Annotated in this window: 18 protein-coding genes; 10 read left to right on the plus strand and 8 right to left on the minus strand. The window is 39.6% G+C overall.

Going from position 1 to position 21,189, the window contains the following annotated elements; all coding sequences use genetic code 11:
* Nucleotides 1-72: 72 nt before the first annotated feature.
* From BM143_RS05690 to BM143_RS05700, 3 genes are all read right to left on the minus strand, one after another.
* The gene (locus BM143_RS05690; RefSeq protein ID WP_034729289.1) at nucleotides 73-1,344 is read right to left on the minus strand and encodes an ABC transporter permease; all 1,272 of its coding nucleotides are present in this window, start codon (nucleotides 1,342-1,344) and stop codon (nucleotides 73-75) included.
* Nucleotides 1,345-1,444: 100 nt separating this feature from the next.
* Nucleotides 1,445-2,674, minus strand: a complete 1,230-nt coding sequence (locus tag BM143_RS05695; RefSeq protein ID WP_034729291.1) for an ABC transporter permease — start codon at nucleotides 2,672-2,674, stop codon at nucleotides 1,445-1,447.
* 98 nt (nucleotides 2,675-2,772) lie between these two features.
* A complete protein-coding gene (locus BM143_RS05700; RefSeq protein ID WP_047449905.1) occupies nucleotides 2,773-3,462 on the minus strand; it encodes an ABC transporter ATP-binding protein in 690 nt (229 codons plus the stop codon).
* A 426-nt stretch (nucleotides 3,463-3,888) separates the two neighbouring features.
* On the opposite strand from BM143_RS05700, the gene BM143_RS05705 reads away from it, so the two are divergent.
* The 8 genes from BM143_RS05705 (at nucleotide 3,889) to BM143_RS05740 (ending at nucleotide 12,647) form a co-directional block, all read left to right on the plus strand.
* Entirely contained in the window at nucleotides 3,889-4,863 is a 975-nt protein-coding gene (locus BM143_RS05705; RefSeq protein WP_034729294.1) for a ribonucleotide-diphosphate reductase subunit beta, read from the plus strand.
* A gap of 133 nt (nucleotides 4,864-4,996) precedes the next feature.
* Complete coding sequence (locus BM143_RS05710; RefSeq protein ID WP_034729296.1) at nucleotides 4,997-5,284, plus strand: hypothetical protein; 288 nt, start codon at nucleotides 4,997-4,999, stop codon at nucleotides 5,282-5,284.
* 48 nt (nucleotides 5,285-5,332) lie between these two features.
* Entirely contained in the window at nucleotides 5,333-7,000 is a 1,668-nt protein-coding gene (locus BM143_RS05715; RefSeq protein WP_262483639.1) for a ribonucleoside-diphosphate reductase subunit alpha, read from the plus strand.
* Between the two features lie 259 nt (nucleotides 7,001-7,259).
* On the plus strand, nucleotides 7,260-8,087 hold the full coding sequence (locus tag BM143_RS05720; protein ID WP_090023623.1) for a hypothetical protein: 828 nt from the start codon (nucleotides 7,260-7,262) through the stop codon (nucleotides 8,085-8,087).
* 2 nt (nucleotides 8,088-8,089) lie between these two features.
* Complete coding sequence (locus tag BM143_RS05725; protein ID WP_090023624.1) at nucleotides 8,090-8,893, plus strand: hypothetical protein; 804 nt, start codon at nucleotides 8,090-8,092, stop codon at nucleotides 8,891-8,893.
* 10 nt (nucleotides 8,894-8,903) lie between these two features.
* The gene (locus BM143_RS05730; RefSeq protein ID WP_090023625.1) at nucleotides 8,904-9,722 is read left to right on the plus strand and encodes a hypothetical protein; all 819 of its coding nucleotides are present in this window, start codon (nucleotides 8,904-8,906) and stop codon (nucleotides 9,720-9,722) included.
* 777 nt (nucleotides 9,723-10,499) lie between these two features.
* A complete protein-coding gene (locus tag BM143_RS05735) occupies nucleotides 10,500-11,072 on the plus strand; it encodes a hypothetical protein (protein ID WP_090023626.1) in 573 nt (190 codons plus the stop codon).
* Between the two features lie 6 nt (nucleotides 11,073-11,078).
* A complete protein-coding gene (locus tag BM143_RS05740; protein ID WP_090023627.1) occupies nucleotides 11,079-12,647 on the plus strand; it encodes a hypothetical protein in 1,569 nt (522 codons plus the stop codon).
* A gap of 438 nt (nucleotides 12,648-13,085) precedes the next feature.
* Here BM143_RS05740 and BM143_RS05745 read toward each other — a convergent pair whose 3' ends face one another.
* Nucleotides 13,086-16,271, minus strand: coding sequence for a TonB-dependent receptor (locus BM143_RS05745; protein ID WP_090023628.1), 3,186 nt, complete (start codon nucleotides 16,269-16,271; stop codon nucleotides 13,086-13,088).
* Between the two features lie 206 nt (nucleotides 16,272-16,477).
* Here BM143_RS05745 and BM143_RS05750 point away from each other — a divergent pair, with 206 nt between their 5' ends.
* Together BM143_RS05750 and BM143_RS05755 are read left to right on the plus strand one after the other, a co-directional pair.
* The gene (locus BM143_RS05750) at nucleotides 16,478-17,368 is read left to right on the plus strand and encodes a DUF72 domain-containing protein (protein ID WP_090023892.1); all 891 of its coding nucleotides are present in this window, start codon (nucleotides 16,478-16,480) and stop codon (nucleotides 17,366-17,368) included.
* A gap of 399 nt (nucleotides 17,369-17,767) precedes the next feature.
* On the plus strand, nucleotides 17,768-17,998 hold the full coding sequence (locus tag BM143_RS05755; RefSeq protein ID WP_034729304.1) for a hypothetical protein: 231 nt from the start codon (nucleotides 17,768-17,770) through the stop codon (nucleotides 17,996-17,998).
* Between the two features lie 75 nt (nucleotides 17,999-18,073).
* On the opposite strand, the gene BM143_RS05760 is transcribed toward BM143_RS05755, so the two are convergent.
* The 4 genes from BM143_RS05760 to BM143_RS05775 form a co-directional block, all read right to left on the minus strand.
* Nucleotides 18,074-18,667, minus strand: coding sequence for a hypothetical protein (locus BM143_RS05760; protein ID WP_090023629.1), 594 nt, complete (start codon nucleotides 18,665-18,667; stop codon nucleotides 18,074-18,076).
* 39 nt (nucleotides 18,668-18,706) lie between these two features.
* The gene (locus BM143_RS05765) at nucleotides 18,707-19,351 is read right to left on the minus strand and encodes an HD domain-containing protein (protein ID WP_090023630.1); all 645 of its coding nucleotides are present in this window, start codon (nucleotides 19,349-19,351) and stop codon (nucleotides 18,707-18,709) included.
* Nucleotides 19,351-20,193, minus strand: coding sequence for an alpha/beta hydrolase family protein (locus BM143_RS05770; protein ID WP_090023631.1), 843 nt, complete (start codon nucleotides 20,191-20,193; stop codon nucleotides 19,351-19,353). Before BM143_RS05770 ends, BM143_RS05765 begins: the two co-directional genes overlap by 1 nt.
* A 90-nt stretch (nucleotides 20,194-20,283) precedes the next feature.
* Complete coding sequence (locus BM143_RS05775) at nucleotides 20,284-21,174, minus strand: ribokinase (protein ID WP_090023632.1); 891 nt, start codon at nucleotides 21,172-21,174, stop codon at nucleotides 20,284-20,286.
* Between the last annotated feature and the right edge of the window lie 15 nt (nucleotides 21,175-21,189).

The following is a 21,189-nucleotide window of genomic DNA, read 5'->3' on the forward strand; positions in this document are numbered from 1 at the left end:
ATTTAAGAATTTAAACATTAAAAAAATCTGTCATTATTTTCAAATTACTACATCAACCCTATTACCCCATTATTATTCTGATCTCAATGCTTCAATAGGTCTGATCTTTACCGCTCTCTGCGCCGGGATCATTCCGATAATAAGACCGAGGACTACCATGACCGCCATAGCTCCGAATACGTTTCCGTAATTTACCGTCGGATTATAGAAAGGGAATTCATCCTGGTTCTGCGTCACTGCATTTAAAATAATGAGGACAAAGATTCCGCACATGAATCCGAGAATCCCCGAGGACAGTGTAATCACTACACTTTCCAACAGAATCTGGTTTCTTACTTCGGCCGGTTTTGCGCCTAAAGCTCTTCGGATCCCGATTTCTTTGGTTCTTTCTTTTACCGTGATCAGAAGGATATTCGAAATGGCGATAACTCCGGCAAGAATGGTCAGCGTTCCTACGATAATGGTCAGAAGCTGCATTCCGGTAAGGAATCCCGTCAGTTTTTTAAATTCTTTTCCTAAGTTGAAACTTCCAAAAGCATTGGTATCTTCGGGAGATACTTTATTTTGAGTTTTCAGTACCTGCTTTACATCTTCCTCTACTCCATTTACATTGGCATTAGGCTTACTTACGATCGCAAACATGTCAATCTGTTCTCCGGCATTATACATTTTGGTATAGGTGGAAAGTGGAATAAATGCCGTCTGGTCATTTTCAAATCCACCGCCTTTTTTCACCCTGAAAACTCCAATCACATTAAAAAATATTCCTTTTATATTGACCTGTTTTCCTACCGGATTTTCTTTTTTCTTGGCATCAAAGAAGTTCTTATAGATCTCTTCTCCAATCACCACTACATTTTTATTTCCCATCACATCGGCATCATTGATGTAGCGTCCGAAAATAAGTTTCTTCTCTGAAATTTTATTTCCCACCGAGTAATCTCCCGTAAGAGAATACGTCCCGTTTTTTCCGTTTCTGGACATCGATTCACCAGGTGTTCCGGTAAAGCTTCCTCTTGCATTTTGGGGTGAGATATAGTCGATAGCACTCACTTTTCTTTTCAGCATATCCATATCGGATAAGTTGAGATGAACCTGTCTTCCTTTAGGGAATCCATCATAAGGAATGGATGTTTTCTGAGCCCAAAGAAAAATGGAATTGGTTGCAAATCCGGAAAATAGTTTATCAAAACCATTCTCCATCCCTTTTGCTGCTCCAAGAAGACTCACATACAAAAACATTCCCCAGCCTACACCAATCATGGTAAGGAACGTACGAAGCTTATTATTCCTCAGTGAATAATAAATTTCCTGCCAAGTATCTTTTTTAAATAATATGTTCACTTCTTTGAGTTATAAGTTTAAAATAAAATATAAATGATGATTGATCAATGATGCTATCCTAAGAATCATCGTATCATCACATCAACAAATCATCGTATCATTATTCGGTTCTTAACGCTTCTATCGGTTTAATTCTCGAAGCTCTGTACGCCGGAACAAATCCTGCAATAAGCCCTGAAAACACCAAAGCGATAAACGCCATAAAGATCGTTACCCAGCCTACACTCGGGCTTTTGATGAAATATTCTTCGAGACTGTCTCCGATTAAGCTGAGCGCCAGAACGCCTATTCCCACTCCAACAATACCTGAAACTACCGTTATCACGACACTTTCCTGTACAATCAGCGCTACAATACTTCTTGGTTTGGCCCCGATAGCCTTACGAACACCGATTTCTTTGGTTCTTTCTTTTACGATATACACCATGATGTTACTGATCCCGATGATTCCTGCCAATAATGTTCCCATCCCGATAAAACCTACAATAATGGTCAGTACGGCCATAAACTGGAAGGTTTCATTCATGTTCTTGGCATTATTCCAGACACGGACTCCGTTTTCATCGTCAGGAGCAACATTCTTTCTTGATTTTAATCTGTCTTTAAGTTCATCACCGTATTTAATAGCTTCTTCAGGGCTCAGCTTTTCATTATAGGCAATATATACCGTGGATACCGTATCAGAGCCTTTTTTCATTTGCTGAAGTGTGGTGATAGGCACTGCGATATGCCTTTCATCCCAGTCTCCTCCATCATCAGAAAATACCCCTACTACTTTGAACATGGTTCCATTGATGTTCAGATCCTTTCCTACCGGGCTACCATTCTTGATCAGGTCACGCTGAACCATTCTTCCGATGACGGCAACGTTTTGCTTTCTCTGAAGATCCATATCCGTCAGATAGCGTCCGTCCAGCATTTTTCTGTTTTCAATGACCTTTTCTCCCGGTTCTGCACCGTTTACCTGGTAAGTCCCGCTTTCTTTGCCGTATTTCACCATTAAACTTGTGGTGTATCTCGGGCTGGCATCACCTACTTTATCTTTATCGGCATTGATCAGAAAATCGTAGTCGTCATTATTCATTGTGACGGTTCTATCGGACTGAAGTCCTTTGTAAGCCATCGTGGTTTTACCGGTATAGATCGTGATCAGATTCTGGGCATCTCTTGCAAAACCTTCGGTAAAGGCATTCTGAAGCCCCTTTCCTATTCCGAAAAGAACCACAAAAATAAACAGCCCCAAAGCCACTGTAAACCCCGAAAGCACCGTCCGCAATACATTACTGCGAATAGAACTGAATATTTCCTGCCAACGATCTAGGTCAAACATTTTTTACTGGTATTTAAAGATTGAAAAATTTAAAGATTAAAATATTGGGCTCTAAATTTTCAAATTATCTCATTATCAAATTTTCAAATCAGCACATTCTATAAAACAATCTGCTTGATAAACTCATCACTTTCAATGATGCCGTCTTTCAGGATGACGTTTCTTTTGGTTTGTGCGGCTACGTCCGGTTCGTGGGTTACAACGATGATGGTTCTTCCTTCATTATTGATATCCTGAAGAAGTTTCATAATATCATGGGTTGTTTTGGAATCCAGTGCTCCGGTAGGCTCATCTGCCAGCACTACTTTAGGATCTGTGATCAGTGCTCTTGCGATGGCAACCCTTTGTTTCTGTCCTCCTGAAAGTTCGTTGGGTAAGTGATCTGCCCATTGTGCAAGACCTACTTTCTCAAGATATTCCATGGCTTTCTTGTTACGTTCTTTTCTGGGAACATTCTGATAGTATAAAGGAAGTGCTACATTTTCCAAAGCCGTTTTATAGCTGATCAGGTTGAAAGACTGAAATATAAAGCCCAGAAATTTACTTCTGTACTCTGCCGCTTTCACCTCAGAGAGATGTTCGATAGGAACGTTGTCCAGCTCATAAGTCCCTGAATCTTTTTCATCCAGAATACCGATGATATTAAGAAGCGTGGACTTTCCGGACCCGGAACTTCCCATAATAGAAACAAACTCGCCTTCGGAAATATTAAGATTAATACCCTTAAGAACGTGCAGCTTGCTTTTCCCCGTATCGTATGATTTATGTAAATCCTGAATTACTAACATTAAGTGATGCTTGTTTTATACCCATATAAGTAGACGATACTTTCAATTTGTTACAAGATGCATAATTTATTCGAATATTTTATTGTTTAACCAATTACTCCTTTGTTTATAGTACATTGCATTAATCTGTTTAACTGTAAGTGTGTTTTTTCATTTATTTTTTCCTCATAACCCCTTCTAAGCCATTATTCGTGCTGGTTTCATGTAAATGTGGAAAACTTTTAGAGTTAAAACTCAGCCAATTAGTATTTACCCCTTTCAAAATCAGTTCTTTTTTTCGAACTTTGTCATTAGTTCTTTACAAGAAACCTCCAGTCACCAATGTGAATATGTTTCTAACGTAAATACCAAACATACAAGAAGTTAAGCATTACTTCCACGTTATCCACAGTAATGCTGATTATTTAATTTTAAAGATATTTTAATATGGGAATTTTCGATAAGAGAGTAAGTTACAAGCCATTTGAATACCCTGAGGTTCTTCAGTTTGTAGAGGCGATCAACAAATCGTTCTGGGTGCACTCGGAAGTGGATTTTACTGCAGATGTTCAGGATTTTCATTCGCAGTTAGAGCCGAACGAAAAACACGCTGTGAAAAATGCATTGCTTGCCATTGCACAGATCGAGGTGTCTGTAAAGACATTCTGGGGAAACCTATACAACCACTTGCCAAAACCTGAATTCAATGGGCTGGGAGCTACTTTTGCAGAATGTGAATTCCGTCATTCCGAAGCGTATTCCCGTTTGGTAGAGGTCTTGGGATACAACGAAGAATTTACCAACGTTATTGAAATTCCTGCCGTAAAAAAGAGAATTGACTTCCTTTCAAATGTATTGAAACACGCCAATTCCACTACACCTAAAGAATACGTATCTTCCCTTTTATTATTCAGTATCCTGATCGAAAATGTATCGCTTTTCTCACAATTCGCGATCATCCTTTCTTTCACAAGATTCAAAGGATACATGAAGAACGTTTCCAATATCATCGCATGGACTTCTATTGACGAGCAAATCCACGCCAACGCCGGAATCTATCTGATCAACAAAATCCGTGAGGAACAACCTGATCTGTTAACAGATTCTGATATCGAAGACATCTACACGCTGGTAGATCAGTCTATCGAGCTGGAAGGTGAAATTTTAGACTGGATCTTTGAACTGGGAGAATTAACCGTTTTCTCAAAAGAAGACCTTCTAAACTTCATGAAATACCGTGTAGACGACAGTTTGAAAAAAATCGACATGGAAACCCGTTACAACGTGACTCCTGAGCAGTACCGTCCAATGAAATGGTTTGAAGAAGAAGTTTTCGCCAACTCTATGGATGACTTCTTCGCAAAAAGACCTGTGGACTATACGAAACACGATAAGAGTATTACGGCGAACGATCTGTTTTAAATATCAATGGGTGGGCGCGAGCGAAGCGAGCGTCAAAGCAGAAAGTATTAGCAATATCACGCTAAGCCTGTCAAAGCATCATCTTAATAAATTTTCGTTCCCTGAAATAACACCATAATTCAAAGCACAATAAATGATTAATGTAATTGTAACCTACACCGTAAACCCTGAATACGTTTCAGAAAACAAAACCCATATCCAAAAGTTTCTGGAGGATTTCAAAAATCTGAATCAGGAAACATTTGAGTATAAGGTGTATGTAAAAGAAGACGGTGTTACTTTTTTACATTATTCAAACTACATCAATGAAGAGGTTCAGCATGAGGTTTTAAATGTACCGTCTTTTAAAGAGTTTCAACGATTAAGAGATGAAAGCGGCCTGAACGGCACGCACAAAGTGGAAATTTTACAATCAATATAAAAAGCAACAAAATTCCGGAGCATAAAAACTGCCCCGGAATTCGAAAATATAACATCTATGGAAGAGCAAAATTCAAATATATGGTGGCTCAATGAAGAGTCTGAGCAGATGCTGAACAGAGGGTATCTGTTAAAAGGAGAAACGGTAGACGGAGCCATCGACAGAATCACCACTGCAGCGGCAAAAAAATTATACAAGCCGGAATTACAACCCGCTTTCAAAGAAATGATCACCAAAGGATGGATCAGTTTCTCATCTCCTGTATGGGCAAATATGGGAACACAGAGAGGTCTTCCTATTTCTTGTTTCAACGTCCACATTCCGGACAGCATCGAAGGCATTACCCACAAAATGGGTGAAGTGATCATGCAAACAAAGATCGGAGGTGGAACTTCAGGATATTTCGGAGAATTGAGAAACAGAGGGACTGCGGTAACAGATAACGGAAAATCTTCAGGAGCGGTTTCGTTCATGAAATTATTCGATACCGCAATGGATGTGGTTTCTCAGGGAGGCGTAAGAAGAGGTGCTTTTGCAGCTTATCTGGATATCGACCATGGTGATATTGAAGAATTCTTATCCATCAAAGATATCGGAAGCCCGATCCAGAACTTATTTACAGGAATTTGTGTTCCTGATTACTGGATGCAGGATATGATCGATGGGGATATGGATAAGCGTAAAATCTGGGCAAGAGTTCTTGAAAGCCGTCAGCAGAAAGGTCTTCCATACATTTTCTTTACCGACAACGTTAACAGAAACAAGCCGCAGGTTTATAAAGATCTGGGAATGCCTGTCAATGCAAGTAACCTTTGCTCTGAAATCATGCTTCCTTCTACCAGAGAAGAATCTTTCATCTGCTGTCTGTCTTCCATGAACCTGGAACTGTATGACGAATGGAAAGATACAGATGCTGTAAAACTGGCTGTTTACTTCCTGGATGCCGTGTTAACTGAATTCATCGAAAAAACAGAAGGAAACTACTACCTACAGGGAGCCAGAAACTTCGCATTGCGTCACAGAGCGCTTGGATTGGGAGTTTTAGGATACCATTCTTATTTACAGAAAAATATGATTCCGTTTGAAAGTTTTGAAGCAACTCAGTTCAATGCAAGAGCTTTCAGACACATCAAAGAGCAGGCAGAAACTGCTTCAAGAGAATTAGCCAACATATACGGTGAACCGGAATTATTAAAAGGATACGGATTAAGAAATACCACAACAATGGCTATTGCTCCTACCACTTCAAGTTCTGCAATCTTAGGACAGACTTCCCCGGGAATCGAGCCGTTTGCTTCCAACTATTACAAAGCGGGGCTTGCGAAAGGAAACTTTATGCGTAAGAACAAGTATTTAGCTAAATTACTGGAAGAAAAAGGTCTGGACAACGAAGAAACATGGAGAACGATCATGCTGAACCACGGTTCCGTACAGCATTTGAAAGAGCTTACCGATGAGGAGAAAGCAGTATTCAAAACGTTCAAAGAGATCTCTCCGATGGAAATTATCTCTCAGGCTGCTCAAAGACAACAATATATCGACCAGGCTCAGTCTCTGAACTTACAGATCCCATCTACAATGCCGGTAAAAGACGTTAATTACCTTTACATCGAGGCATGGAAAAAAGGGGTAAAAACACTTTATTACCAAAGAAGTTCTTCTGTTTCTAAAGAAATGATGGTTAATTTTGTGAGCTGTTCAGCTTGTGAAGCATAATATTATTCATAAATAATACACATCAATATAGAATTAAAGCACGCTTTTTAGCGTGCTTTTTTTATTATTATTTAAATTTTAATAAAATATTAATATTGGGAACATAAAAACACATACATTGTTAATCATCCATTAATACTAAAAATACCCACACCTTATTCTCCAAACAGTGAGTATAACTGCTATATGATTGATTCCCAACAGACATAATGGTTTCAAATTTGATATATTTGCAAAAAATTATTTCAAACTAAACCTTATGATAAAAACTCTAGGCGGTAGCACACTGCTTACCTTACTATTGTGCTTACCCGCAACAAACACAAATGCCCAGGTCAAAATTTCCAATTCATCAGGAGTCATTAATTCAGAAAGTTTACTGCAGCTTGAAAGCTCATCAAACGACAGAGGATTTCTGTTAACCAGAATTGCTTTGCAGGCTGCCAACACAGCAGCACCTCTTGCTTCCCATATCGCAGGAATGATTGTTTTCAACACAGCAACAGCTGGAACTGCTCCCAATAATGTGACTCCCGGGTTGTACTACAACAACGGAACACAATGGATCAAACTGACCACTAAAGCACCACAGGTCGGAGATATTAAAAACGGCTTCCAAAGCGCAGATCACAACGGATGGTATCTGCTGAACGGAAGAACCATAAGTACATTAGCCGTTAATCCAAGAGCCAGAGCGACAGCATTAGGCTTCACGACCAATCTTCCTGATGCTTCAGACCGATACTTAAAAAACACAAGCGGAACAGATAATATAGGAACAGCGGCAGGAGCAAACTCTTTCACCCTTACACAGGCCAATCTTCCTAACGTTACTTTTACAGGAACAACCAACACGACCGGAAATCACACCCATACCTACACCGACAACCCATTAAACACGGCAGCAAACGGAGTAGCAGGAGGAACCAATAATCCGATCTCTGATACCTCCAGCGTTAACGACAATACAAACAGCAGCGGTGATCACAACCACACCCTGAGCTTTTCTCTTGGAGGTAGCAGCCAGCCTGTAAGTTTGGTCCCGAACAATATCATTACTAACGTATTTATTTATCTAGGAAGCTGATTATGAAAAAAAATATTTTAAAAACACTGATCGGATTATTATTTTTTTCAGGTTTAAGCGCTCAAGTGGGTATAGGAACATCCAATCCTTCCGCTTCTGCCGTCTTAGAACTGAGCAGTACGAATAAAGGCTTTCTGATGAATACCGTTTCATTGGTTTCCACATCATCTGCAAGCCCTCTTAGTGCTCATACTGAAGGAATCTGGGTTTACAATACCGTTACGGCCGGGACAGCTCCCAATAATGTAATCCCGGGATTGTATTATAATGACGGTTCCAAATGGGTACTCATGTCTATCAACAGCGATATACCAAAAATAGGAGATATCAAATCCAGTATGACCAATGCAGACCACAACGGATGGTACCTGCTGAATGGAAGAAGCGCATCTGCTCTTTCAGAATCTGCCCGGATTAATGCAGCTTCGTTGGGATATACAACAGCCCTTCCCAATACAGCAGACCGGATTATAAAAGGTAAAAATGCTTCTGAAGCTATGGCAGCAACAGGTGGAACCAACTCTTACAGTCTTTCACAGGCCAATCTTCCGAACCTCACCCTTACTGGAACAACCAGTACAGACGGTGCACACAGCCATACATACACCAACAGAGGGGTGAATTACTGGAATTACAATGCAGGAAGTCTAGCCACGACCAGAACAGTGAATACTGAAACAAGAACCACCGGGTCAGCCGGAGATCACAGCCATACTTTTTCTGTACCCAGCGGAGGAACGAATACTCCCCTTGCACTGTATCCAAAACATATGGTCGTTCAGTATTTCATCTATTTAGGAAAATAAAAAATCAGACATGAAAAAAATTAATTATATCATACTGTTTCTTGCTACTTTCAATATATTCACTGCACAAGTGCTTATCACAGCAGGAACTACTCCAACTCCTACCGCAAACAGCCAGGCAGTTCTTGAGCTGTATGCGCAGAATAAAAATAAAGGGCTATTGATGCCAAAGGTATCTCTTACAGCGACAAGCGCCCCAAATCCATTTCCAAGCCACATCGCAGGAATGACTGTGTATAACACCAATACCACAGCGGCAGCTTTGACCGGTGTAACTCCCGGATTTTATTATAATGATGGAACTTCATGGAGCAAACTGGAAGTACAGCTTCCAACAGTGGGCGACATAAAATACAGCAGCACACCTGCAGATCAGGACGGATGGTATCTGCTGGATGGAAGGGCCATTTCAAGCCTCCCTTCGGCAGTACAGAGCAGGGCAACTTCACTGGGATTCTCCACAACACTTCCGAACAGTACAGACAGGTATCTTAAGTCTAAATCAGGTTCGGAAACATTGGGAACTACAGGCGGGAGTACTTTTGTAGCACTTACTCAGGCTAATCTTCCGAATGTAACCTACAATGCTACTACTACGACCAACGGAGCTCATACCCATGCCTACAATGACCGTGCAAGCGGTACTACCAACAGTATAGAAGCAGGAAGCACGAAAACGGTTGTGGATAATGATGCAACTACCTCTACCACTTCAACTGCAGGGGCTCACAATCACACATTCTCCGTATCTACAGGAGGATCAAATACAGCATTGAGCCTGCAGCCGAAATACCTTTCAGCATATATATTTGTGTATCTGGGACAGTAAAATCAATAAAACTTTTAAGCCTTATTATAAAGTACAGAAACCATGGAATATCTATGGTTTCTTTTCTCTAAAAACTCAGATATAAAGCCAAAAAACAATCTAAAAGTCATAAAATAAGCCTGCTAAAAAGGGTATTATTTAATTTTAACAAAATTTTAACATTTGAGTTTTAAAAAATTATTTTCCTTTAATCATTCATTAACACTGAAAATATGAGCCATTCCCTCCCTGAACAGTGAATCAAATGGCTCTACCACAGGCTTTAGGTTATTATTATTAAGTAATTTTATATACATTTGTTTAAAATTTACCACTTAAATCACCTTTTTAATGAAAATATCAATATATAATCAGAATATTTTTGATATTAATTGATAGATAACCCACAAAGTTTAGACTTTTATTTGAGTTGAATAAAGTACTTGTTATGTTCTGACTATTATATTTCTAAAATTCAACATTTATAAGTAAAAACGAAGAATTAATTAAAATAATACATTTTCAAGTTCTGTTTGAAAAACAAGCATTCATAAAAATATAAGGAAAAATTAAGAAGTACAAAACCGCATAAACACGAATAAAAACACATAAAAAAGGCACTACACAAATTAGCCTATAATGAATTTAAACACAATCAGGAGATAGAAATTAAAATTAATCATAAATAAATATTGATTCTAATATAAAATACACAAAACACATATATTAAGCAATTAATTTTCTATTGGCAAGAAGTTTGTTAATAGTAGAAACACACAAAAAAAAATTATTTCGAACATGCACAAAATTATTACTTTAGTTTTGGTGATGGCTTTTTGCTCCATTACCGCGCAGGTGGGTATTAATACTACCACACCAGATGCAAGCTCCGCTTTAGACGTTACAAGCACTTCTAAAGGAGTTTTACTACCACGAATCAGCAATCTTTCCTCAATTACCAACCCTGCAACCGGGCTCGTTATTTTTGATACCAACAAAAAATGTATCAGCCAGAATGTAGGAACTCCAGCAGCTCCGGATTGGGCTTGCCTCTCTCCGTATGTCGCCAGGTTTTTCTATATGCCGAGTGTAGTTTTTGACACGACCACAACAGCCACAGGGCAGACGAAAGATTTGTACACATTGTATAAAAACCAGTTTTCGAATGTACCGGCTAATGCAAGAAGTGCATCTGCTCCAGCTTCGATTCCGTTTTTTCCCAATGCAACAGATCTGCACTATTATGTGACGGGTTATGATACTTCTGTTTTCAAGATCAACAGCATCAGCAACACGGGTGTATTGAATTATGATGTCTTATCGAATGCTACTTCAGCCTCTTTCATCAACATCGTATTTGTTGTAAAATAAGCAGTCATGAAAAAGAATTTTAAGGGGCTATCTTTGATGAGCCTGGTTTTCACATTGCTTACCAACTTCGTGTATGCGCAGACAGACAGTACAGAAGTGGCCAGTATCTACGGGTTTTATTCCTATTCGAGTTCGCTGATGAATGCCTCTTCGGCATCTGAACTTACGATACAGGGAAATGCGTCGCATACTTCTACGGGTGTACAGCTTACTCCGGCCAGTTCAGGCCAGTTTGGAGGATTGTTTATCAACGGAAGAACTTTTACTTCGGTAAACGGACTTCATGTTGAGTTTGAATATGAGATGAAAAACGGAACTGCCTTAGGAGGTACTTTTGGTGACGGTTTATCATTCTTTCTTTATGACGGAGCGGTAGCCAGCCCTACCATCGGAGCACCGGGTGCCGGAATCGGGTATTCCTATAACAGGACGAAAGATACTTATGCCAGCCAGAGAAAAGCAGGTTTATCAGGAGCTTATCTGGGTATTGCGCTGGATGAGTTCGGGAATTTTAAATCTAAACGTTTTCAGGGCGATTCCAGGGTGAATGGTATTGCAGGCGTAACCTGGAGCCAGTCGACAAGTCATGTGACTTTAAGAGGGGCAAGAGGTGCTGCGATTAATACCACAGGTCTGGGAGCCGGATTTACAGGATATCCTGTTCTGGTGACCCGTTCTACCTTAAGCAACACAGGAACTGTCGGCAGAATCCTGCAGGCTGACAGAAGTTATCTGGCTACTTCCAATACACTGGCTTCTGTTTTTGATCTCCGAAATAATGCGGGAGAATTCAGAAAAGTATATCTGGATCTGATTCCCCACTTTACAAGCCCTACGACAACGGATGGGTTTGACATCAAAGTGGATATCCAGACTACTCAAAACGGAACACCTACGAATATTATCAACTACTATCATTATAAAACGTCAGTGCCTTACACTGAAAACGCAAATCCACAGAGTTCTGATTTTAATGCTTCAGATACAGAAGGAGGTGCTACATCCCAAACACTGGATGCAACGGTTCCGTCTGTTTTGAAACTGGGTTTTGCGGCAGCAACAGGAGCAGCATTTCAGCAGCATATCATCCGAAATGTGAAACTTACGCTTCCTTATGCAGCCGTTGCCAACGATGATGTGACGTCTACCTGTAAGTTTCAGCCGGTGAATATTCCGGTGTTTGCTAATGATATAGCATATAAAGGGGCTATCAGCATTACAACTCCGCCCACCGGAAGCAATGCCAATATCGATTATTCGACCTTCAGCTTTACAAAAAGCAGTGATACAGATCTTACGCTTTACCGTAAAAAAGTAACCCCGCAGGGAACATGGACTTACAATAAAGCCACAGGTATTGTTACGTTCAATCCATCAAGCGGATTTACAGGAACAGCAACAATGACGTATACAATAAAAGGAAGAACCGTAAAGGATTCAAATGGAAAGATCACTGAACCTTATGGTGACACTGCTTACCGTTCTGTTCCGGCAACGATTACTGTGAATTTAAAAACCACAGGGTGTATCTATTCTGTTATTTCCAACAAAATGGTAACACAGGGTGTAAAATAAACCCCAGAAGAAAACACAAATTCAATTATAAAAAAGCAGCAAAAAACCATAGAATTTTCTATGGTTTTTGTTTTATAATATTTGAATATTTAAGGCGCAAGAAAATCAAAGATTTTCAGCAAGGAGAATGATGAGATTGCTTCGTCGCTACGCTCCTCGCAATGACGTAATCAATTTTATCGGAGATAAAATCTTTGCGCCTTAAAACATGTTCCTGTCATTTAATTTGCGCCTTTGCGCTGTTCCAACTGTAAAAAAAATTTCACTTGTTTTTTACTAATTTGTTTCTACACTGACAACCAAAGACTGACTGCTGTTTTTACTGTGTGAAACGCCTTGATGAATATTTTTTCCGGTTTAATAAAAAAACAAAAAACGACCCGGAAAGAAAATCCGGATCGCTGAAAAAATTATAAGTAAAAAATGAAAGACTAATGATTAAAAATTATACCGCACTCCCAACTGCGCCTGGAACCTTGATGCAAACTGATCAACGGTATAAGGCAGTCCCGGTGTTTTGAAATTATAGGTAGGATCACCCGCAGCAGGCTGACCGGCAGCTACATTTCCAACTTTCGTGAGCCCTACACTGGCGGTAGAATTAAAGGTATTAGGCACAAAATAGACTTTGCCCCAATCTTTATTCAGCAAATTGGTAAGATTGATAATGCTTATTGAAATCTGGATGTTATTTTTAGACTTTTCGCTGAGTCTGATCTCATCCATGATTTTGAAATCGGCCTGAATGTTCCATGGGGTAACATCACCGTTTCTTTCCGTGAACTTTCCTCTTCTGGAGTTCAGATATTTATTTCCACCTACAAAATTTTCATAGTCTGCAATCTGCTGTTGGGCAGTTACCAGTACATTTCCGGCGGCATCTTTAATAGGAACGATATATTTGGCAGCTTCTGCAGCATCTTTAAACACATAAGAAAGTCCTGCGGCCTGACCAGTATTCGCAATCGTACTGTTCACAAATCCCCAGCTGAAAGGATTTCCTGATTGGGCGTTAAAGTATACGTTAGCAGATAATCTGTTGGATTTTGAAAGCTCAAGACTGTAGCCCAGATTGGCTACGACTCTGTTTTTGATGGCAAAATTGGAGGTTGTCAGTTTAGGATCATTCGGAGTCAGAGACTGGTTCATCTGCCAGTTACTTTCCATTGAGTTTCTGATTCCGTTGGTAATGTCTTTTGCATCACCATACGTATAGGCTACGAAGAAATTAAACCCGAAATTATAGGCCTTGGAAATCTGCGCCGTCAGGTTGTAACGGTATCCTTCCTTAGTGTTGGACAGAAGATAGGCATTTGAGAAATTACTGTTGATATTGGTGGTGTATATCGGCATTTCATGATTCGTATCATAGCTGAAATACGTCACATTATCCGTTTTGTTTACCTGCTGGAATTTCAGGTCATAAAGCACTTTGGTATAAATTCCTTCCAGCGTAAGTTTGTATCCGGCCAATGTATAATCAAAGGCTAAAGAGCTTCTCCATACCCTCGGCATTTTAAAATTGTTATCTATAAGGTCTACCTGAACCTTTGAAGAGTTTTGCCATTTCGGGAAATTGCCGCTTACCAGAGGATCTCCGTTGGCAGCCAGCTGAGCAGCAGTCGGAGCATTATAATCATAGCTTCCGAAACCTACTCCATCATTATAATAAGCATACCCTAACCATGCAAAAGGAATTCTTCCCACGAAAATACCGGAGCCTCCTCTTAACACCATAGACCTGTCTTCAGTAAGATCAAGATTAAATCCTAATCTCGGAGAAATGGTAGGCTTATTAAGATAATCATTCGAAAGTTGGCCTAGCGGTGTATAGCTGTAGGTATTCCCAAAGTTCGGATCCTGAGGAGAGCTCTGCACCATTTTACTTAACAGAGGTTTGTTCGGTAAATCTGTGTAATCTACCCTTACTCCCGGTGATAATCTTAACCTTCCCCAATTGATCTCATCCTGAAAATACAGGGAGAAAAGATTGACTTTATATTGTGCATAAGGATTATCAAAAAGTGTTTCTCTGCTGTCTCCGTTAAAAGGATATGTCCCTCTGATCCTTGATGGACTGGAATTATAGAAATCGGTCAGGTTTTTATAGGAAATCCTTCCGTTCAGGGCATTGACAAAGCCGTAATTGATGTTATACAACTCATTATGCGTTCCCAACAAGAAAGTATGGTGCCCGGTTTTATAGGTCAGATTGTCTGTGATCTCAAAGGTTTTCTGTTTCATATTGAAAACAGTGGCTTCACGGTCATTCCCCAGAAGTACAGTTCCTCCGTTATAGGAGATTTCCACCTGCGGAAACATGGCATTCCCCGAGGTAGGATCCCTGTAATCATGGATGGAAGAATATCCAACGACTAAATTATTATTCCATTTATCATTAAAACGGCTTTTCAACTCCAATGTCGTGGTGGAAGCATTATTTTTCTGAATAAAATCCATGCTTGAAAATCTGAAGTTTGCTCCATCTCTTTCAAGATTCGAGGCCTGGGAAAACACCGTATTATTTTTAATGGATAGCGTGTGTTTATCGTTGATCTTCCAGTCTAATTTATTAAAAAGTTTAGCACTTTCTGAAAAGTTGTTGTAGCTGTCGAAGCTCCCTACATTAAAACCATATTTATTTTTAACAAAATCTGAGATCTGCTGAGCCACGGGATCACTGACCAAAGCATTGGGATCATTGGCATTATAGAATACAGGATCTGTTCTTTTGGTATATTCCAGATTGGTAAACAGGAAAACCTTGTCTCTTACCACAGGTAGTCCTACCCTTCCTCCGTAAATCATATCCTGAAAAGCGCTCGGCATCTTTGAATTATCTCCTACCCTGTTGTTTCCGGTAATGGAAGCATTTCTTCCGTATCCGTAAATAGATCCGGTCACCTCATTACTTCCACTTCGGGTAACGGCATTAATACTTCCACCCAGGAAGTTTCCAAGCTTTACATCATACGGCGCAATATATACCTGCACATCCTGAATGGCATCCAGACTTATGGAATTCGAACGCGTACTGCTTCCCGGCATTCCGGAAGTTCCTGTCTGACCTCCCAAAGACGGACTGAAACCGATCGCGTCGTTATTGATGGATCCGTCGATCGTAACATTGTTGTATCTGAAATTGGTTCCGTTGAAAGAGTTATTGGCACTTTGCGGCACCAGTTTGGTCACATCCTGAATTCCTCTGTTGATGTTGGGAAGTCCTGAAATCTGAGCCTGACTGATTCCAACACCATATTTTGCACCGGTCTTTTTAGAAGTGATCTTCACTTCATCAATCTTTTTTTCACCCGTATTGACTTCAACTACCGGCAAATCATTGTTTCCCAGCGAAAGCTGCACGTTGGTATTAGAATAAATAATCTGTTTTCCATCCGATATTTCAATGGAATATGGGCCTCCCGGCTGAAGGTTGTCTAAACTAAACTGCCCCTTACTATTACTTTTGGTTTCGAATGCACTGTTCGTAGGAATATGTACGACCTTCACAGTAACCTCGGAAGAAATTCCTTTGAGCCTTCCAAAAATTTTAGAGCTGGTTTCCTGTGAAAATGCAAAGCCAAAGGATAATAAAGCAAAAGCACAGATTATTTTTTTCTTCATGATTTTATTGTTACAAATTCGGGAGTAAAATTAGATCTCAGAAATATCAAGTGTGGTAACATAGAATTAACATTGTGTAAATGAATGTTTAATATTTCCTTAAAAAAAACTTAATAAAGCACTCCTCAAAGTGTAAAGAATTTAGACCCCATTCCTGCACAGATCGGCAAAAAATGCTTAATTTTAAAAAAATAAAATCATTTAATATGAAATTCGGACAAGTAGAAGACCCGTCAAAAATAGATTTTACACTTCCTAAAGATCACGCCAGAACCAAAGAAATTTTAAACCAAAATAAAAAAGGACTGGAAAATATTTCCATAGGATGTGCTAAATGGAACAAAACCGACCTTAAAGGATTTTACCCTAAAGGAACCAAAGACGAATTGACATATTACGCGAAGCAGTTTAATTCTATTGAACTGAACGCTACTTTTTACGGAATGCCTACCCCGGAACAGGTGGAAGTATGGAAAGAAAAAACACCGGAAAATTTTAAATTCTTCCCAAAGATCACCAACACGGTTTCCCACTTCAGAAGACTGATAGATGTGACGGAACCGGTGACCAACTTCACATCAGCAGTGATGAATTTTGATGATAAACTGGGAATGGCTTTTCTGCAGCTTCATGATAATTTTAAACCTAAAGATTATGACAGGCTGGAAAAATTTGTCAAAGACTGGCCTAAAGAAGTTCCTTTAGCCATCGAACTCCGTAACACCGAATGGTTCACCGATGAGGAAATTTTCAATACAACCTGTGAGCTTTTTGAAGCCAATAATATCACCAATATCATCGTAGATACGGCCGGAAGAAGAGATATGCTGCATATGCGTCTTACCACGCCCAATGCCTTCATCCGCTACGTAGGCGCCAATGCCGAAAGTGATTATGAAAGACTGGATGACTGGATGAAACACCTGACCAAATGGAAAAAAGAAGGACTTCAGAATGTCTATTTCTTTGTACACCAGAATATTGAAAAAGCATCTCCACTGCTTTCCGCCTATTTCATTAAAAAGATGAATGAGGACTGGAAAACGGACATTCATATTCCGCAAATGGCGACTGATAACAATGGGACGTTGTTTTAGATGTCAATGGTGAATTTTGCTTCGCAAGTGAATGGTGAATGGTAGAATCAAGAGCCAAGATGCAAGATTTCAGATTTCAGATACGAAACTTTTAGATAGCAGTACTGGTGGCTTCGGGAGCCTCAGCCACCAGATATTTGTAGCTCGTTTAATATGTCCTGATTCACAATTACCAACTCTAAAACCCTCAAACCCTCAGACTCTAAAACCCTCCGATTCTCCCACTCTCCCACTCGAAACACGTACTCCAAAACCCGAAACTTCCCGAACCCATATCCCAACCTTTTCAGACCGACTTACAAAAAGGCACTTAAAAATCTGTTTTTGTGGAAAAATTTTAGTAATTTAGGATGTACTGCTGTTCATATAGGGCACAGTATTTTTAAAATACAAAATGTCATGGAAAAAGAAATTTGCACGATAAGCATTACGAGCACCTGGCTCGGTGATGAATATACATTTTACGAAGATCACAGAATAAAAAGGGTCTACGATAATCACAGCCTGAGCGCCAACCGCACCGAATGGCTGGAACCACATCAGATCAACAAACAGAATAAAGATAAACTGATTAAAAACTGCCCTGAAGAATTTAAGGAGCAGGTGATGCAGATTCTGGACTATCCTTAATATGATGTATGAGTACTGAGTAATAAGCAATGAGTAATATTTTAAATCAATTTATTATTACTCATTGCCCACTACTTATTGCTTATTCTTTCTCAATAAAAGGACGAGGTTCAGAAACAGAAGTAAGAAATCCAGAGATACCCATATTCCCAGCTTTGCATTTTCATAATTGTATGCGTCTACTTCTTTTTTTGCTGCTTCGGAAAGCTTTACACTTTGATTGATATAATTCTGTACTTCTACAATCTGGTCAATATTTTTGTTCGGAACGGCGTGCTGGGAGAAATAGACCATGTTCTTTTTACCCAGATACCCTATGATCCAGTATTCATCGGACTTATCCATTTTAAGGTATTCTATCCTGTAGTATTCCGGACGTATTTTTCCGATATGTTTAGGTGCAAGAACTCCATTTTTAGCGCTGTCTACTTTGATGAGATAAAAGTCCAGGGTTTGGGGAAGTTTATTGACTACCTGCAGCCCTACTGAATTATCTACAAAACTTACCGCACTTTTCTGAATGAACCAGTACGTAAAAATAGAGATTGAAAAAACCAATGTGAGGATTCTGAACAGTTTTGCCCATTTTGCCACCCTTCCTGATTTTACTTTATACAAAATCAAAGAAAGCACACTAGCCCAGAAGATAACAAAAATGATAAATACCATACTGCAAAGATACTGATTTAAGATTTTTCGGAAGGAAGGTTAATCAACATTCCATTCTTTGAAAAACTGATCAAGGAATCCCAGCATATAATCATGTCTTTGCTGAGCGATCTCTTTCCCTTTCTCAGTATTCATTAAATCCTTCAAAAGCAGAAGTTTTTCGTAGAAATGATTGATTGTCGTACCGTTGGATTTTTTATATTCATCTTTGGACATATTCAGGCTGGGCTGGATCTCCGGGTCATACATCGGATTATTTTTAAATCCTCCGAAATTGAATGTTCTCCCGATCCCGATAGCCCCGATGGCATCGATACGGTCGGCATCCTGTACAATTTTGAGTTCAATCGGCAGTTCAGCCGGAGCCTCACCTCTGTTTTTAAACGAAATATTTTTAATGATAAATAAAACCTGTTCTATCACCTCTTCCGAAACCTTTTGTCCTTCCAGGAATTCTCTTGCTATTTTGGGAGCGATGGTTTCGTCCCCGTTATGAAACTTCGGATCTGCAATATCATGCAGCAAAGCGGAAAGTTCTACCACTTCCTGATTACAGTTTTCTGTTTCTGCTATTTTCCTGGACAGTTTCCATACTCTTTCGATGTGGTACCAGTCATGTCCTGCTTCAGCGCCTTCTAATTTTTCTTTTACAAATGCTACGGTGTTTTCGATCGTACTTTTCATTAAGCTGTCAATTCGTTTAAAATAATATTCCAGAGTTTTTTATTATAACTTCTAAAAAAATTAACGTGTCCTATTTCTTTTTTGTCGGATTCAGATGTTTTTACGAGCCTGTAGGAAGGCTTAAGGTTGGGATAGGTAGTATTCAAAAGACTTAATACTCCTTTTTCAGTCAGCCACACATCATCTTCTGCCCGGATTACAAATACTTTTTGCGTCAGATTTTTAGAATAGTCATCAATTTTCTCCAACAGTCTGTTGGTTGATTTCCTGTTTAAAATTAAGGTTCTCCAGTCATATGCGCAATTTTTTGGAAGACTTTCTCCAAGCCCAAACCAATTGGCCGGAAAATATCCTAATAATCCGGTAGTTAAAGGCTGAACAATTCCAAATCCGAGATAAGCTTCTATTTTTGTCTTCCATTTCAGGTTTCCTACGAATGCATTCTGGGTTCCTACAAAAATAAATTCGTCAAACATTTCAGAATCTTCATTCATTCCCAAGATCAATGCACCCACGGAATGTCCCAGGCAGTACTTCTTATAGTCTGAAAATTCCTTTTTAATGTATTGGGTAAGGGTTTTGTAGTCTTCGGAGCCCCAGATCCTCATAGACGCTTTAAAACCTTTCATGTTTTCAGGTTTTGAAAGCCCGATTCCTCTGTAATCATAAGCGATGACGGTAAATCCTTTTTCTGCAAAGAAATGGGCAAAAGAAAAGTACACCTGCTGCTTCACACCCGTCGCCGAGTTGATCAGAAGTAGTTTTCCGTTGCTTTTTTCAGGTCTGAAAAGATGAACCGCCAGCGATACCTGATCTTTTGTAATGAGTTCCAGTTTTTCCATAGGGTAAAAAGAAAAAATCCACTATAAAAGTGGAGATTTTACTTATATTTTTATGTTAAGTTTCTGACTTTCGATATGTGGTAAATAGCTTTAGGAAAAGAAATCCGACATTCTCGGAAGACCGGTCTGCGAACCTTTCCCTCCGGAAACCCTTGAAGAAACTTCATTCCCGAATTTCACACAGTCTTCCACCGAGTTTCCATGGCAGAGTGCTATGGCAAATCCTGAAGTAAAAGCGTCTCCCATTCCCATTTTGTAAACCGTTTCATCTTTGTCATTTCTAAAGTACTTCATTTCCGTACCGTCAAAATAGATCGTAGAATTGGTATCGTCTCTTACAAAAACTTTGTTGAAATATTTTTTAAGAATTTCTTCTCTTTTTTCCTCTCCAAAAACGGTATGAAGCTCGCTGCTTTTTGCTACAATGAAATCTACCATCTCAATAATTCCTTCACTGATTTTCATAGCCGGTGAGGCATAAAGTCCCACTTTTTTACCATATTTCTTGGCTTTTCTGATGGTGTATTCCACCACTTCCATGGCGACTTCAAGCTGAACCAAAATCAGGTCTACCGTCTGAAAATAACGATCGGCTTCTTCTATATGTTGTATGCTGAGACGTTTATTGGCTGCCGGAACCACTACAATAGCTGCATTTCCGTGGCTGGTGGTTACATAGGCGGTACCCGTGGATTCGGCATCCGTTTCATGAACGAAACCTACATTCACGTTTTCACCTACCAGATTTCTCATGATCTGCTGCCCCAAAGGATCCATCCCAACACATCCGATAAAATAAACGCTGGCTCCCAATCTTGCAGTACCTACCGCCTGATTGGCTCCTTTTCCTCCAAAATAGCTGTCTGAGTTGACGGCTAAAACCGTTTCATTCGGCTGTGGAATTTTTTCGGTCTCTAAAACAAGATCGATGGAAGAGCTGCCTACAACAATAATTTTGGGTTGTTCTGATGAGAATTTCATTGGTGTTTTAATGTT

Origin of the sequence: Chryseobacterium oleae, assembly GCF_900115055.1 — a bacterium.
In the GTDB taxonomy this organism is placed as follows: domain Bacteria; phylum Bacteroidota; class Bacteroidia; order Flavobacteriales; family Weeksellaceae; genus Chryseobacterium; species Chryseobacterium oleae.